General features: G+C 71.0%; 14 protein-coding genes and 1 pseudogene. 12 read left to right on the top strand and 3 right to left on the bottom strand.

Annotated features, from left to right (window positions below; all coding sequences use genetic code 11):
- Positions 1–142: 142 nt before the first annotated feature.
- The gene (locus ABZS66_RS10170; RefSeq protein ID WP_354756766.1) at positions 143–925 is read right to left on the bottom strand and encodes an SDR family oxidoreductase; all 783 of its coding nucleotides are present in this window, start codon (positions 923–925) and stop codon (positions 143–145) included.
- Between the two features lie 85 nt (positions 926–1,010).
- Here ABZS66_RS10170 and ABZS66_RS10175 point away from each other — a divergent pair, with 85 nt between their 5' ends.
- Together ABZS66_RS10175 and ABZS66_RS10180 are read left to right on the top strand one after the other, a co-directional pair.
- Positions 1,011–1,895 (top strand): helix-turn-helix transcriptional regulator, encoded by an 885-nt coding sequence (locus ABZS66_RS10175; RefSeq protein WP_354756767.1) that lies wholly within the window; start codon positions 1,011–1,013, stop codon positions 1,893–1,895.
- Between the two features lie 7 nt (positions 1,896–1,902).
- Positions 1,903–2,916: a serine/threonine protein phosphatase gene (locus tag ABZS66_RS10180; protein ID WP_354756768.1), complete on the top strand. Its 1,014-nt coding sequence runs from the start codon at positions 1,903–1,905 to the stop codon at positions 2,914–2,916.
- Positions 2,917–2,942: 26 nt separating this feature from the next.
- Here ABZS66_RS10180 and ABZS66_RS10185 read toward each other — a convergent pair whose 3' ends face one another.
- Positions 2,943–3,593: a hypothetical protein gene (locus tag ABZS66_RS10185; RefSeq protein ID WP_354756769.1), complete on the bottom strand. Its 651-nt coding sequence runs from the start codon at positions 3,591–3,593 to the stop codon at positions 2,943–2,945.
- Positions 3,594–3,655: 62 nt separating this feature from the next.
- On the opposite strand from ABZS66_RS10185, the gene ABZS66_RS10190 reads away from it, so the two are divergent.
- The 10 genes from ABZS66_RS10190 (at position 3,656) to ABZS66_RS10235 (ending at position 13,182) form a co-directional block, all read left to right on the top strand.
- The gene (locus ABZS66_RS10190; protein WP_354756770.1) at positions 3,656–6,253 is read left to right on the top strand and encodes an AAA family ATPase; all 2,598 of its coding nucleotides are present in this window, start codon (positions 3,656–3,658) and stop codon (positions 6,251–6,253) included.
- A gap of 50 nt (positions 6,254–6,303) precedes the next feature.
- Complete coding sequence (locus ABZS66_RS10195) at positions 6,304–7,110, top strand: class I SAM-dependent methyltransferase (RefSeq protein WP_354756771.1); 807 nt, start codon at positions 6,304–6,306, stop codon at positions 7,108–7,110.
- A gap of 12 nt (positions 7,111–7,122) precedes the next feature.
- The gene (locus tag ABZS66_RS10200; protein ID WP_354756772.1) at positions 7,123–8,112 is read left to right on the top strand and encodes a carbon-nitrogen hydrolase family protein; all 990 of its coding nucleotides are present in this window, start codon (positions 7,123–7,125) and stop codon (positions 8,110–8,112) included.
- A gap of 200 nt (positions 8,113–8,312) precedes the next feature.
- Entirely contained in the window at positions 8,313–8,633 is a 321-nt protein-coding gene (locus ABZS66_RS10205) for a hypothetical protein (RefSeq protein WP_354756773.1), read from the top strand.
- Positions 8,634–8,759: 126 nt separating this feature from the next.
- The gene (locus ABZS66_RS10210) at positions 8,760–9,143 is read left to right on the top strand and encodes a hypothetical protein (RefSeq protein WP_354756774.1); all 384 of its coding nucleotides are present in this window, start codon (positions 8,760–8,762) and stop codon (positions 9,141–9,143) included.
- A gap of 2 nt (positions 9,144–9,145) precedes the next feature.
- Entirely contained in the window at positions 9,146–10,693 is a 1,548-nt protein-coding gene (locus tag ABZS66_RS10215; protein WP_354756775.1) for a caspase family protein, read from the top strand.
- Positions 10,694–10,861: 168 nt separating this feature from the next.
- Positions 10,862–11,203: a metalloregulator ArsR/SmtB family transcription factor gene (locus ABZS66_RS10220; protein WP_354756776.1), complete on the top strand. Its 342-nt coding sequence runs from the start codon at positions 10,862–10,864 to the stop codon at positions 11,201–11,203.
- A 3-nt stretch (positions 11,204–11,206) separates the two neighbouring features.
- Positions 11,207–11,683 (top strand): SRPBCC family protein, encoded by a 477-nt coding sequence (locus tag ABZS66_RS10225; RefSeq protein WP_354756777.1) that lies wholly within the window; start codon positions 11,207–11,209, stop codon positions 11,681–11,683.
- Positions 11,683–12,303 carry a dihydrofolate reductase family protein gene (locus tag ABZS66_RS10230; RefSeq protein ID WP_354756778.1) on the top strand — a complete coding sequence of 207 codons (621 nt, stop codon included), beginning with the start codon at positions 11,683–11,685 and terminating at the stop codon, positions 12,301–12,303. The genes ABZS66_RS10225 and ABZS66_RS10230 overlap by 1 nt, the downstream gene beginning before the upstream one ends.
- Before the next feature lie 39 nt (positions 12,304–12,342).
- Complete coding sequence (locus ABZS66_RS10235; protein WP_354756779.1) at positions 12,343–13,182, top strand: Imm26 family immunity protein; 840 nt, start codon at positions 12,343–12,345, stop codon at positions 13,180–13,182.
- Between the two features lie 107 nt (positions 13,183–13,289).
- On the opposite strand, the pseudogene ABZS66_RS10240 reads toward ABZS66_RS10235, so the two are convergent.
- A pseudogene (locus ABZS66_RS10240) lies at positions 13,290–13,974 on the bottom strand (cytochrome b); the annotation flags it as partial.

The raw sequence follows: 13,974 nt of genomic DNA on the forward strand, positions 1-13,974 counted from the left end.
CCCGCGCCGGTGTGTTGCCGGACAGCATGATCGGCCGGGCTGGCGCGGTCAAGACGGGGGGCGACTGAACCCTCACCCATCGTGGAGGCCCAAGGTGGATGGGCCGTCCACGTCGGGCCGGCGCGCCGAGAGGCGTCAGCATTCAGGCGCCGGTGCCGCCGTCGACCGGCACGATCGCGCCGGTCACCATCGAGGCACGGTCGCTGAGCAGCCACGCCGCCGCCTCGGCCACCTCCCGGGGCTCGGCCATGCGGCCGAGTGGGGTCGCAGCGGTGATGCGCTCGATGATGCCCGGCGACACCGCCTCCCAGGCGTCGATCATCTCCGTGGCGGTGCCCCCGGGGGTGATGCCGTTCACCCGGATGCCCTGACGGCCCCAGCTCACGGCCGCGGTCTCGGTGATGCTGTTGAGGGCGCGCTTCATGGCGCCGTACGCGGGGAGGGCGGGGTTCGCGCGGCGGCTGCCGATGCTCGAGGTGTTGACGATGGCCCCGCCACCGTTGCGTCGCATGAGTGCGGCCTCGGCGGTCATGGCGGTCCAGTGCGCGCGGAAGTTCACGGCGAACTGCTCGTCGATGTCCTCGTCGCTCGTGGTGTCGAGCGGGCCGGGCCGTTGGATCGCCGCGCCGTTGTTGAAGGCGCCGTCGAGCCGTCCGTGCAGCTCGTCGACGCGGTCGACCGCCGCGCGGATGCTCGCACGGTCGGCGAGGTCCAGGGTGACGGCGTCGGCGACGCCGCCGTCGGCGCGGATCTCGGTGACGATGCGGTCGAGGGCGTCCGTACTGCGGGCGGCGAGGACGACGGCGGCACCCTCGGCGGCGAAGAGCCGGGCCGCCGCCGCCCCGATGCCGCGGCTGGCGCCGGTGATGAACACGACCTTGCCGGTGAGCAGGCCGATGGGTGCGATGTCGATGTCGTTCGTCATGACGACAGTGTCAGGCGGCCTCCGGACCGGATGCAGGCACAAGCGGTACCAGGATCCGCCGCCGCGCAGCGTGCAGACTTGGGATATGAACAGGCAGGAGCTCGGGGCGTTCCTCCGTAGCCGTCGCGAACGGCTCCGGCCGGAGGACGTCGGCCTGCCCTCCGGGCCGCGACGCCGGACACCGGGTCTGCGCCGCGAGGAGGCCGCGGTCCTCGCGCACATCTCCACGGAGTACTACGTGCGGCTCGAGCAGGGCAGGGCACCGCGACCGTCGGGTGAGGTGCTCGCCGGGATCGCCGGCGCGCTGCGGCTCACCGACGCCGAGTCCGACCACCTCCACGTCCTCGCGGGTACCGCGCCGACCCGCACCCGGCTGCACCGGCGCGACGTCCGCCCGAGCATCCTCGCGCTGCTCGAGCGGCTCCCGCAGACGGGCGCTCTGGTCATGTCCGCCGTGTTCGAGGTGCTCGCGTGGAACGACCTCGCGGCCGCGCTCATGGAGGACTTCGCCGCGCTCGCCCCGAAGGACCGCAACCTCGCGCGCCGGGCATTCCTCGGGCCGGCGCGACCCGACCGGACGCTGTACGGCATCTCCGACGCCACCGAGTTCCGGCACCACGTCGTCACGGAACTGCGGGCTACCGTCGCCCGCTACCCGGCGGATCCCGCGGTGACCGGCCTCGTCGACGAACTGCGCAACGCCAGCCCCGACTTCGTCCGGCTCTGGGAGCGGCACGACGTGCAGGCCGCGCCGATGCTCACGAAGACCTTCCGCCACCCGGTCGTCGGGGAGATCACCGTCGACTGCGACACGCTCACGCTCACGGACCGTGACCAGCACCTCGTGCTCTACAGCGCGCCGCCGGGATCCCCGGACGCCGACGCTCTGGCCCTGCTGAACGTACTCGGCGCCGAGGCTGGTGACTATCTGCGCCAGCGCCGAGAGCTGACCCGGAGCCCACTGGCATGATGGCGCCATGCTCACCGCCAGACGTTCCCGCCACGACCAGGTCTCGGCCTGGCTCGCCGCCCGTGACGACGGCGAACTGGCGGCGTTGCTGCACGCCGCACCCGTCGGTGCGGTGGGTGTGGGCGGAGGATCCGCGATGCTCGACGTCGACGGCATGCCGGTGTTCGCCAAGCGAATCCCGATCACCGACCGTGAGCTGGCGCATCCGCACAGCACGGCGAACCTGTTCGACCTGCCGGCCTACTGCCAGTACGGCATGTTCCGCATCGGCGGCCCCGGCTTCGGCGCCTGGCGCGAGCTGGCCGCGAACATGATCGTCACCGAGGGGATCCTGGCCGGTGAGACAGCATCGTTTCCGCTGCTGTACCACTGGCGGGTGCTCCCCGGCCGCCCAGCCATCGCGTCCGAGCACCTCGACATCGGCGCCGCCGTCGCCCAGTTCGGCGGCGCCCCGGCCGTGCGGATCCGCCTCGAGGAACTGGCCAGTGCGGCCTCCAGTCTCGTGCTGTTCCTCGAGTACGTCCCGTATCCGCTGCTCGACTGGCTGAACGAAGACCCGGTCGGCCGGGCCGAGACGGTCGAGCGGCAGCTGTTCGACGTCGTGGCGTTCCTGCGCAACCACGAGCTGCTGCACATGGACGGGCACTTCGGCAATATGCGTGCCGACGATGACCGGATGTACCTCGCCGATTTCGGCCTGGCCACGTCCCCCCGCTTCGACCTGTCCGCCGCCGAGCGCGCCTTTGTCGCCCACCACGTCGGCCACGATGCCGACTACGCGGCGATGCGGCTGGTCAACTGGCTGGTCACCGCGGTGTGCGGGGTGCCGATGCCGGCAACCGGCGGCCCCGTTGCCCGCAACGAGTACGTGCGCCGGTGCGCGGCCGGCGACATCCCGCAGGACGTGCCGGCGAGCGTGGCCGGAATCCTGGCCCGGCACGCCCCCGCCGCGGCACGGATGAACGACTTCTGCTGGCGGCTGTTCGACGGCGACATCCACGCGCGGTATCCCGGCCCGTAGCGTGGGCTCGACCGCGATCTTGGCGGTTAGCGGCCGAGCGCGTCGGTCGTCCTCGTCATGACGACCCGTCCGGACGCGTCGGTACCTTCGAATCGCACCGTGCCCAGACTTCGGTCGGCTGCGGAGAGCGTCAAGGCGAAGAACGCGGCCGGGGCGCCGGTGTCGGTGGTGATCGTCAGCACCTTCGCGGTCGCTGTCGGGCCGGCGCTGCTGGCCGCGGTGACCGAAGTGACCTCCAGCGGGACGTTGCCGAGGAGCCACAGATAGCCGTTCGAAGATACCGTCGCCGCGGCGACGAGGCCGGTCACGTCGGGAAAGCCGGGCGACTCGCCAACGTGTGCACAGAACGAGTCGTTGACGACCGGGCGGTGCACGTTCACGCCGCACACCTGTCCTCCCGCCGAGAACCAGACAACGGTCCAGGACCGTCGCGATGGTTGCATGCCAGGCTGGGACGACGGATCAGCCAGCACAACGAGGTCCCCGATCGGCGGATTCGAGCCATACGTCGGGCTCCTGGCCGCGGCGGCGAAGGGCTCGACCAATGACCTCGCGCCAGTCGTCAACTGATGTTGTACCAAGGAGGCGATCACGCCACCGACAACGACAGCCACCAATGCCAACCCGACCCAGGCCCGGCGGCCGCCCATCTTCGAGCGCAGCGAAGACGGGGTCATGACCCGATGGTATCCGCCGCTGTCAGGGTCAGGTGACTGTCGGTGCGGTACGGTCGACATCTGTGGATCTGCTCGAACGCGCCGCCGCACTGGACGAGCTCGACGCCGGACTGACCGGGCTCTCGTCGCGTGGTGGCGTCGTCCTGCTCGCCGGTGAGGCGGGCATCGGCAAGTCGGCGCTGGTCAAGCAGTTCCGCCGGCTGCGGTCGGCGCAGGCCGACTTCCTCACGGGCGCGTGCGACCCGCTGCTGACGCCACGGGCCCTCGGCCCGGTGTACGACATCGCCCGCGAGGCCGGCGGCCGGCTGGGCGAATCGCTGGCATCGGGTCGACGCGAGACGATCTTCGCGGCGTTCCTCGGCCACCTGACGACGGCGGCGCGACGGCAGGTCGTGGTCGTGGAGGACGCGCACTGGGCCGACGAGGCCACGCTCGACCTCCTGGTGTTTCTGGGGCGGCGGATGGAGCACACACCGGCGTTGCTGCTCGTGACCTACCGCGACGACGAGCTGGGCGCCGACCATCCGCTGCTCACCGTGATCGGTCGCCTGCCGGCGGACGCGGTACGGCGGATCCGGTTGGATCCCCTGTCCGAGGCCGCGGTGGCGGAGATGGCCCGGCGGGTCGGGCGTCCCGACGCCGGCCTGCGGGCACTCACCGGCGGCAATCCGCTGCTGCTCACCGAGGTGTTGGCTGCTGCGGACGCCGAGGTGCCGCACACCGTCCGGGACCTCGTACTGGCCCGGTTGGCGGGACTGCCGCGACCGGCCCGGGAGGCCGTGCAGCTGGTCTCCGTCGTACCGAACCGGGTCGAGCCGTGGCTGCTGGAGACGGCGGGCGGCGAGGCAGGGGTGGCGTCCGGTCTCCTGGTGATGGACTCCGAACGGATCGGGTTCCGCCATGAGCTCCTGCGGCGGGCCGTGGAGGGATCGCTGTCGGTGCTGGAGCGTCGCCGGCTGAACCGGCAGGTCCTGGCCGCGCTGGCCGGCAGTGGCGAACCGGTTGACGTTGCCCGGCTGGCCCATCACGCCCGCGAGGCCGGCGACGTCGACGCCGTCCTGCGATACGCACCGGAGGCCGCCCGGCAGGCCGCGGCGGTGGCGGCCCACCGGGAGGCCGTCGCCCACTACCGGGCGGCCCTCGCCCACGCGGATCGGCTCCCGGCACCGGCCCGCGCCGACCTGTTCGAGGGATACTCGGTCGAGGCGTACCTGTCGGGGCTCGCTGACGTCGCGGTCGCGGCGCGCCGGTCCGCGGTGACCCTGCGGGAGGCGGCCGGCGACCGGGAACGAGTCGGCGAAGGGCTGCGTTGGCTGTCCCGCCTGCACTGGTGGGCAGGCAACCGGCGGGACGCCGAGTCGGCCGCGGCCCGCGCCATCACCGTGCTGGAGGCCCTGCCGGCCGGCCGCCAGCTCGCCCTGGCGTACAGCAACCAGTCACAACTGGACATGCTGGCCGGTCGAAGCGAGCCGGCCATGCACTGGGCCGGACAGGCGCTGACGCTGGCCCGTGAGCTCAACGACGTCGAGGCGTCGACCCACGCGCTGACGAACATCGGCTCGGCCCGGCTGCAGGGGGACGACCCGGACGGCCGGGTCGAGCTGGAAGAGGCTTTCCAGATGGCTGTCGCGGCCGGCCTCGAGGACCACGCGGCCCGGGCGATCGGGAACCTCGCGACGATCGGCGCGGAAGTGCGCCACCTCGACCGGGCCCGGCAGGATCTCGATCGGGCACTCGCGTTCGTCCAGCAACACGAACTTGCCGGCTGGGTCCAGCACGTGCTCGGGCACCGGGCCCGCTTCCGCCTGGATCTGGGCGACTGGGCCGGCGCGGAGCAGGACGCTCGGGCGGCACTCACCGAGCGGGTGTCCGGCGGCGGCCGGGTCGTCGACGCCCTGGTGCCGCTGGGCCTGATGCAGGCCCGGCGTGGAGATCCCGCGGCCGCGGCCACGCTGCAGGAGGCCACCGAGCGCGCCTTCGCCACGAGCGAGCTGCAGTGGATCGCGCCGGTGGCGGCGGCCCGGGCCGAGCATGCCTGGCTCAACGGGGACGACGGCCGCGCCGTCGAGGAGGTCGCGGCCGTGTACCCCAGAGCAGAGCAGGCGCGGCACCCGTGGTTCGGCGGCGAACTCGCCCTCTGGTCGCGAATGGCCGGCGGGCCGCCACTCGCCCCGGCCTTGATGGCGGCGCCGCACCGCCTCCTGCTGGCCGGGGACTGGCGGGGCGCCGCCGAGGCATGGCAGGCGCTCGGCTGGCCCTACCACCAGGCCCTCGCGCTGATGTCCGGCGACGACGACGATGCCCGCATGCAGGCGCTGGCCCTGCTGGACCGCCTGGGCGCGCGCCAGACCGCCCTGCGGCTGCGCCGCGAACTGCGCCGCCGGGGCACGCTGCGCATCCCCGCCGGGCCGACCCGGGCCACGGCCGCCAACCCGGCCGGCCTCAGCAACCGTCAGGTCGAGGTACTCCGACTGCTGGTCGAGGGTCTGACCGATGCAGAGATCGCGGCCCGGCTCTGCCTCTCGCCCAAGACCGTCGGGCATCACGTCTCGGCGCTGTTGAGCAAACTCGGGGCCGGCACCCGCCACCAGGCCGCGGCGGCGGCCCGCAGACTCGGCGTGACACCCGCGGGAACTGGGGAGCCGAAACCCGGGAATTAGGGAACCGCTCCCGATCCGCCGGCACCGGTCGCCTCCATAACGTTCAGCCCATGGACATCGCCACCATCAAACAACGCCAGCAGGTCGCCTGGGCGTCCGGCGACTACGCCGCCGTCGGCGCCCGATTCCCACTCACGGCCGAACTGCTCTGCGAGGCGGCCGACCTACGGGCCGGCGAACGGGTGCTCGACGTGGCCTGCGGCAGCGGCAACGCGGCGCTGGCGGCCGCCCGCCGGTTCTGCCAGGTCACCGGGGTCGACTACGTACCGTCGCTGCTCGACCGTGCACGCCGGCGGGCCGAGGCGGAGGGACTGCACGCGACGTTCCAGGAGGCGGACGCCGAGGAGCTGCCCTTCCCCGACGGCTCCTTCGATGCGGTCCTGTCGACCTGCGGCGCGATGTTCGCCCCCGACCAGGAGCAGACGGCCCGCGAACTTCTCCGGGTCTGCCGACCCGGCGGTCGCATCGCGATGGTGAACTGGACCCCCGACAGCTACGTCGGTGCGCTCTTCCGGGCGATCGGCCGCCACCTCCCCGCACCGCCGGGGATCCGGCCACCGGTCGAGTGGGGCAGCGAGGCGCGCCTGCGCGAGCTGTTCGGCCCCCACGTCACCATCTCCGCGCCCCGGCGGTCCTTCCACTGGCGCTTCCTGTCGGCCGAGCACCAGGCCGAGTTCTTCGCCACGTGCTACGGCCCCACCCACCGGGCCCTCGCCACGCTCAACGCCGAGAGTGCGGCGCAGCTCAGGCGCGAGATGGTGGAGACGGTCAAGGAGTTCGACGTCTCCGACGACGCGACGCTGGTGCTCCGGATGGACTACCTCGAGGCCGTCATCCGCACGCCGAGCGCACGGTAGAGGGGCGCACCGGTGGGAAACTCGCGCGTGAAGGTGGCCGCGGTCCAGGCCGCCCCGGTCTTTCTGGACCTCGCGGCAAGCCTCGACAAGGCGGTCGGCCTCATCGCCGAGGCAGCCGGACAGGGGGCGCAGCTCGTGGCCTTCCCGGAGGCGTTCCTGCCCGCGTGGCCGGCCTGGGTCGACGAGGTGCTGCCCGGCGAGGACGCCGCATGGTACGTGCGCCTGCTCGAGCAGTCGGTGGTCGTCCCCGGACCGGTCACCGAGCGTCTCGGCCGGGCCGCCCGGGACGCCGGCGTGCACCTCGTCATCGGGATCAACGAACGGGAGGAGCACGGTGGCACGGTCTACAACACCACCGTCTACTTCGGACCCGACGGCCGCCTCCTCGGCAGGCATCGCAAGCTCGTACCAACCCACGCGGAACGACTGGTGTGGGGGATGGGTGACGGCTCGGACCTGCAGGTGCACCAAACGGCGATCGGCCGGATCGGCGGACTGATCTGCTGGGAGAACTACATGCCGCTGGCCCGCTTCGCGGTCTACGCCCAGGGCGTCGAGGTCTGGGTCGCGCCGACCCTCGCCACCCACGAGCCCTGGGTGGCGACGATGCGACACATCGCCCGGGAGGGCGGCTGCCACGTCATCGGCGTCGCCCCGGCGGCGCGCTTCTCCGAGGTGCCCGCCGGGGTCCCCGATCGCGAGCGGCTGTGGCGAGGCGCGGAGCCGCGAGGCGACTGGATGCTCGACGGCTACTCGGTGATCGTGGACCCCAACGGAACCGTGCTCGCGGGCCCCCTCGTCCGCGAGGAAGGCATCCTCTACGCGGATCTGGACCTGGACTCCGCAAGGGCGCGCCGACGACTCTTCGACCCGGTCGGGCACTACAACCGTCCGGACGTCTTCCGGCTCGTCGTGGACGACCGACCGAAGCCGCACGTACTGTCCCTCGCACGACCGGGCTCCGGAGATGACGTCGAGGCGGTTGGACCGGAAGTTCCGTAGCCGGCCCGTGTGAACAGCAAGCCACGTCCCTGGCAGCGTTGTGCGCTACCAGGGACGAGACCTAGATAGGCGGCGTCTGGAAGCCTTCCTCAAGCCCTGGAAGCGCCACAACGTCGGCTTCGTCCGGTCGGTGTGCGGATTTGGTCGATGAGCGTGCACTACGGTGGACACCCGCCGGCCGATGAGCGGAGGGTCACTCCTTGCTGGACGAGCTCTTGCGTACCGTGGCCGGGCTCTATGAGGAGCACCGGCAGGCCGCTTTTCCGCGCCGGCTGGTAGTCGCCGATGCGAATGGTGTCGAGATGGTGAGCCTCTGTTCCAACGTCTCGGGTTGTGTCAGCACGTGGCTGGGGAACGGGGGCCGTATCGACGACTGGCGGTGGGACGTTCTCGCGGATTGCGAGCAGAAGCTCAACCGCGCGATTCCAGCCCTGGACGGCTACGAGGCGTCCTACTACCAGCGTCTGCTGGATATGGCGGTCCTGATCCTGGAGAATCCCGAGGACATGCAGCCCGAATGACGGCGTCGCACCGGCACGGGCGTGCACGAGGGTCCGCGGTACCGGTGACGTCGTGGAATTTTGCCCTCATCGTTTGGACGAATCCCCGATGGTTTCCGTGACCGCGGTCCACCTAGCTTTACCGGCATGGCGGAGAGTGACGCTGGGGGTACGGAAATCGGCCTGACCATCGTGGTGGTGGACGATCCGGCCGGTGACGAACTCGCCGATCTGCACGACTGGTTGCGTCAGGACGTCCGCGGCGTCCGGATGGCCCCGGTGGAGCGCCCCCCGATCGAAGGGCAGATGAGCGGCGGGGTGGTGGCGGCGCTGGAGACGGCGGTGCTGTCGAAAGAGCTGCTGGGCATGGTGGTGACGGGCATCGGCGGTTGGCTGTCGGCGCGGGCCACGACGCGGCGCACGAAGATCCGGGTGAAGCGCGGCGACGTCGAGGTGGAGATCGATTCGGCCAATGTCGAGCAGGCGGATCAGATCGCCCGTCGGTTGGGTCGTGAGCTGGGCGGCGTGTAGTGGTGCGACTGCCGGATCCGGTGCGGTCCCGGGTCGTACTGGTCGGCGTCGCCAAGTACTCCGCGGGGCTCCGTGATCTGCCGGCGGTGAGCCGCAACGTGGCGGACCTGCAACAGGTCCTGGTCAGCGCCGGCGGTACCGGCGTGCGCGAGGCGAACTGCGTCGCGGTGCTCGACGCGCGGAGTGCGGCTGAGGTGATGGTGCCGCTGCACGCGGCGGCGGAGCAGGCCGTCGACGTGCTGATGGTGTACTTCGCCGGGCACGGGCTGCTGATGGGCGGCCAGCGCGAGCTGCACCTGGCGTTGTCCACGACCGTGCCCGGGCAGTCGTGGACGGCGATCCCGTACACACAGGTCGCGGACGTCCTGCGGGCCAGCGATGCGGCCGTGAAGGTGGTGGTGCTCGACTGCTGCTACAGCGGCCGGGCGAAGGCGGTTCCGCTGTCCGAGGAAGCCGGCTCGGTCGAGCAGGTCGAAATCGACGGCGTGTACGTGATGACGTCCAGTCCGGGCACCCGCGAGTCGTTCGCGCCGCCGGACGGGCGGCATACGGTGTTCACCGGGGCCATGCTGGAGGTGCTCGCCGACGGCATGCGCGAATTCAGCGGGCTGCTGTCGATTGCCGAACTGTTCGCCCAGGTGCGGCGGCGAGTGAAGGCGGCCGGGTTCCCGGAGCCGCAGCAGTACAACACGAACACCGCCGCCAACCTGGCGCTGGTGCGAGGCGGGCCTCCGTCGACCGGTCGATTCCGAGCTTCCGCGGCGGTTCCCACGACCGCACCCACGCCACCATTTTCGGTTCGAACGATCTTGGGCGTGAAGCGCTGGATCGCCCAGCTGTCCCGGGTGTTTCCTATCGAGGCGCATCGCCGGAGCCGACCGACGCCGTCTGGGCGGACGCGCAACGTCGTGACGGCCTCCGCCCGGAGCGTTGTGACGATGACGCCGTCGCCGGTGGACCCTCCGGGGCCGGCCGGTGGTTCGTTCGGCCGAACGCGCCGGTGGGCGGCGTGGTCGATCGCGTTGGCCGCGCTTGCCGCAGCGGCAACGCTCGTCGTCCAGCTGGGCCTGCATCCGTTCTCATCGATCGGATCCCCGTCGGCCGCCCCCACGACCTCCGTGAGCGCCTCCCCGCGGCAGTCGAGCAGGGCGTACGACATCTCGCTCTTCGTTGTCCCCGACCAGATCGGAAAGCTGAAGCTTCTCAACACCACTCCGCAACCCGGCGCCGACGCCATGCAGGCCACCTATCAAACTGAGGACCGTGCAAAACGGGTAGATGCCGTGGTCTTCCGGGGACATTTCGAAGACCCGCGCGCGTACCTCGACGAGCTTGTTCAGGTCGCAGGCGACGGCGGCTACTCGATGCATACGACGGACCCGGGGCAGGCTGGGGGCGCGGCTTCGTGCGGGACGACCAAAGGCGGTTCGAGTGAATGCCTCTGGGTCGACTCGATCGGCACCGGACAACTGGATTTCTACGGCTACGCAACGTTCGAGGTCGAACCCCTCTTCCGCCAGATCCGGCTCGCGTTCAAGGTGCGAAGCTGAGGTAGGCGAGGAGCCGACCCGAGCACAGCAGCGCGTCGATGCGTTCCCGCAACTGCGGTGCCATGGCGTCCCACCAGGCCTCGTGCGGATGGGCATCGGGTCACTTCGCCTCATGTCTCCTTTTCCAACCGGCTTGACGCATTCCGTTATCGGAATATGATGGCTGCCATGGCACGGGCAGCGACGACGTCGGACGTCTTCAACGCGATCGCCGAGCCGCAGCGCCGGGACATCCTGGTGCTGCTGCGGGCGGGTGAGCGGCCGGTTACCGACCTGGCCCAGGAGTTGGGGATGAGCCAGCCGCGGGCGTCCAAACACCTGCGGGTGCTCCGGGAGGTCGGGCTGGTGCGCGACCGCAAGGCGGGCAAGCAGCGCCTCTACGGCCTCGACGCCCGCGGGCTGCGGCCGGTCCACGAGTGGACCGGCGGGTTCGAGCGGTTCTGGAACGAGAGCTTCGACCGGCTGGACGCATACGTGCAGGAGCTCAAGCAGGCAAGGCAGGGGGAGTAGCTGATGAGCGCGACGGCCGACCGCGAGATCCTCATCTCCCGGGGCATCGACGCCCCGAGAGAGCTGGTGTTCGAGGCGTTCACCGAGGTCCGGCACCTGTCGCGGTGGTGGGGACCGGAGGGGTTCAGCACCACCACGCGGGCGTTCGAGTTCCGCGTCGGCGGGGAATGGGACTTCATGATGCACGGACCGGACGGGACGGACTACCAGGAGTGGATCACCTGGACCGAGATCACCCCGCCGGAGCGGATCGCGCTGCTGCACGGTGAGTCCCGCGACGACCCGAACGCCTTCGAGTCGGTCCTCACGTTCGCGCCCGACGGTGCGGCGACCCGGATCGAGATGCGCACGGTGTTCCCCACCAGGGAGCTGCGCGACCAGGCGGTCGAGAAGTACCACGCGATCGAGGGCGGCCAGCAGACCCTGAGCAACCTGGCTGCCTACGTCGCCGAGATCGTTCGGAAGGGAGTTGCGGGCTGATGGCCGGGAAGGTGTTCTTCAGCGTATCGATGTCGCTGGACGGGTTCATCGCGCCCGAGTCCCTCGAGGACCTGATGGGGCCGCGGTGGATGGAGCTGCAGCAGTGGGTCTTCCCGCAGCGGTTCTTCCGGGAGAACCTGAAGTTCGGCGAGGGCGGCGAGGAAGGGCGCGACAACGACATCCTGCTGGAGACGTTCGAGCGCACCGGCGCGAGCGTCATGGGCAAGCGCATGTTCGACGCCGGCGAGCAGGCGTGGCCGGAGGAGGCGCCGTTCCACACGCCGGTCTTCGTCGTGACGCACGAGAAGCGTGACCCCTGGGAGCGGCCGGGCGGGACCACGTTCCACTTCGTCAACGACGGCATCGATTCCGCGCTCGACCAGGCCCGCGAGGCCGCCGGCGACCGCGACGTCCGTATCGCAGGTGGCGGCGCGACGATCCTGGAGTACGTGAACGCCGGCCTGATCGACGAGTTCTCGATCGCGCTGTCGCCCGTGCTGTTCGGCTCCGGAATCCGCCTGTTCGAGGGCGTGGACGCGAGCCGGGTGGCCCTGGAGCCGGTCCGTTCGGAGCCGTCGTCGCGAGTGACGCACCTGACCTACGCGGTGCACCCACGGTAGCCGCGCCACCTTAGCGACCCTTGGCCGTAACATGCGACCATGACCGACGCCGTCATCGTCCGCTATGCGTTGACCGGTGGCGCGCTCGGATCACCCGAGGAGCGCGCCGCCGTCTACGCCCTGCAGGAGCGGCTCCGGGAGGTCCTCGCCGGGCCGGACGCCGGCGAGTTCGCCGGCAACGAGTTCGGCGACGCCGAGGCCGCGTTGTTCCTCGACGGCCCGGACGCCGAACGCCTGTACACCGCGGTCGAGGATGTACTCCGTGCGTTGCCGAACCGGCCGGCCCGGGTCACGCTGCGCTACGGCGACCCGGACGACCCCACGTCGGTGCGCCGCGAGTTCGACCTCGACACGGGCCCGACCGGCCCGCCCCCGCCCCGCGCGCCGGCGCCGCGGCGCCGGCGGATCCGCCCCGCCGAGGGTGACGTGTTCGCCATCCCGATCGACGCTGCCCGTTCGGTGTACGGCCAGGTCGTGGCGACGTCGGACGACCACATCCTGGTCGCCGTCTTCGACACGGAGCAGCTGGAGGATGCAGACCGTGCCGACATCCTGCTCATCGCGTTCACGTTCGACGACTGCCTGGTGGACGGCGAGTGGCGGATCGCCGGCCACCGCCCGGTCCGCCCGGACGTGCCTTGGCCGGTGTACAAGATGAACAACGGCTCGATGGGCACGTTCGTCCAGGACCACTTCGGCCGCCGCTTCCGGGAGGCGACCCCGGAGGAGGCCCGGACGCTCAAGTCGCGCGTGCAGAGCTCCCCGCAGGACGTGACGGACGCCGCCCGGGCCGCCTTCGGCGTGGGGGAGTGGCTGGATCGCTACGACCGCTACATCCCCGACGAGTCCACGACCGTCGCCCGCGTGATCGGCCCATGAGGCCGTCGTCAAGACGTCGACCCCCGTGGCGGGCTCGGTCTTGACGCCGGTCCGGGACGGCACAGCATCGACCGGCTCAAGGCGGCTTCGTCGTCCGGTCAGACCGTCTAGCGGTCCGAGGTGATCTCGGGGTGCTTTTCGGGCTCGCGCTCGGCCGGCTCCGGCGGCGGGGCGGCCTTCTCGATCGGGACCCAGAAGCCCCTCACCGGCGGGGCCAGGGCGCCCAGCTTGTTCATCTTCTTCGGGACCACCCAGCCCGCGTAGTCCGGGCCGTGCCCTTCCTCGCCCGACGGCAGCGGCTGGTGGATCTCGACGAAGCGGCCGTCCGGCAGGCGGCGGATGATGCCGGTCTCCACGCCGTCGGCCAGCACCTCGCGGTCGTGCTGCTGGAGGCCGAGGGCGATGCGGTACGCCAGGTAGTAGGCGAGCGGTGGAAGCACGAGGATGCCGATGCGGCCCGCCCAGGTCATGGCGTTGAGGCTGATGTGGAACTTGTCGGCCACGACGTCGTTGCCGCCGGAGATGAGCAGGACCACGTAGAAGGAGATCGCCATTGCGCCGAGCGCGGTGCGGGACGGGTTGTCCCGCGGGCGCTGCAGCAGGTTGTGGATGGTTCTGTCCTTGGCGAACCTGGCCTCGATGAACGGGTACAGCATCGGCAGCACCGTCAGGATGCCGGGCAGCACCACCGTGGGCCAGAAGATGGGCGGGATGGTGTAGCCGTTGCCGAACAGGTGGAACCGTATCTCCCAGGCCGGGAAGAGGCGGGTCGAGCCGTCGAGGAACATGACG

This window comes from Dactylosporangium sp. NPDC005572 (genome assembly GCF_040605515.1).
In the GTDB taxonomy this organism is placed as follows: Bacteria; Actinomycetota; Actinomycetes; order Mycobacteriales; family Micromonosporaceae; genus Dactylosporangium.

What these genes read in the sequence shown, in the direction of transcription:
- ABZS66_RS10170 (WP_354756766.1), bottom strand. Translation starts at nt 925, where the DNA reads ATGACGAACGACATCGACATCGCACCCATCGGCCTGCTCACCGGCAAG.
- ABZS66_RS10185 (WP_354756769.1), bottom strand. Translation starts at nt 3,593, where the DNA reads ATGACCCCGTCTTCGCTGCGCTCGAAGATGGGCGGCCGCCGGGCCTGG.
- ABZS66_RS10230 (WP_354756778.1), top strand. Translation starts at nt 11,683, where the DNA reads ATGGCCGGGAAGGTGTTCTTCAGCGTATCGATGTCGCTGGACGGGTTC.
- ABZS66_RS10235 (WP_354756779.1), top strand. Translation starts at nt 12,343, where the DNA reads ATGACCGACGCCGTCATCGTCCGCTATGCGTTGACCGGTGGCGCGCTC.
- ABZS66_RS10180 (WP_354756768.1), top strand. Translation starts at nt 1,903, where the DNA reads ATGCTCACCGCCAGACGTTCCCGCCACGACCAGGTCTCGGCCTGGCTC.
- ABZS66_RS10220 (WP_354756776.1), top strand. Translation starts at nt 10,862, where the DNA reads ATGGCACGGGCAGCGACGACGTCGGACGTCTTCAACGCGATCGCCGAG.
- ABZS66_RS10225 (WP_354756777.1), top strand. Translation starts at nt 11,207, where the DNA reads ATGAGCGCGACGGCCGACCGCGAGATCCTCATCTCCCGGGGCATCGAC.
- ABZS66_RS10175 (WP_354756767.1), top strand. Translation starts at nt 1,011, where the DNA reads ATGAACAGGCAGGAGCTCGGGGCGTTCCTCCGTAGCCGTCGCGAACGG.
- ABZS66_RS10210 (WP_354756774.1), top strand. Translation starts at nt 8,760, where the DNA reads ATGGCGGAGAGTGACGCTGGGGGTACGGAAATCGGCCTGACCATCGTG.
- ABZS66_RS10195 (WP_354756771.1), top strand. Translation starts at nt 6,304, where the DNA reads ATGGACATCGCCACCATCAAACAACGCCAGCAGGTCGCCTGGGCGTCC.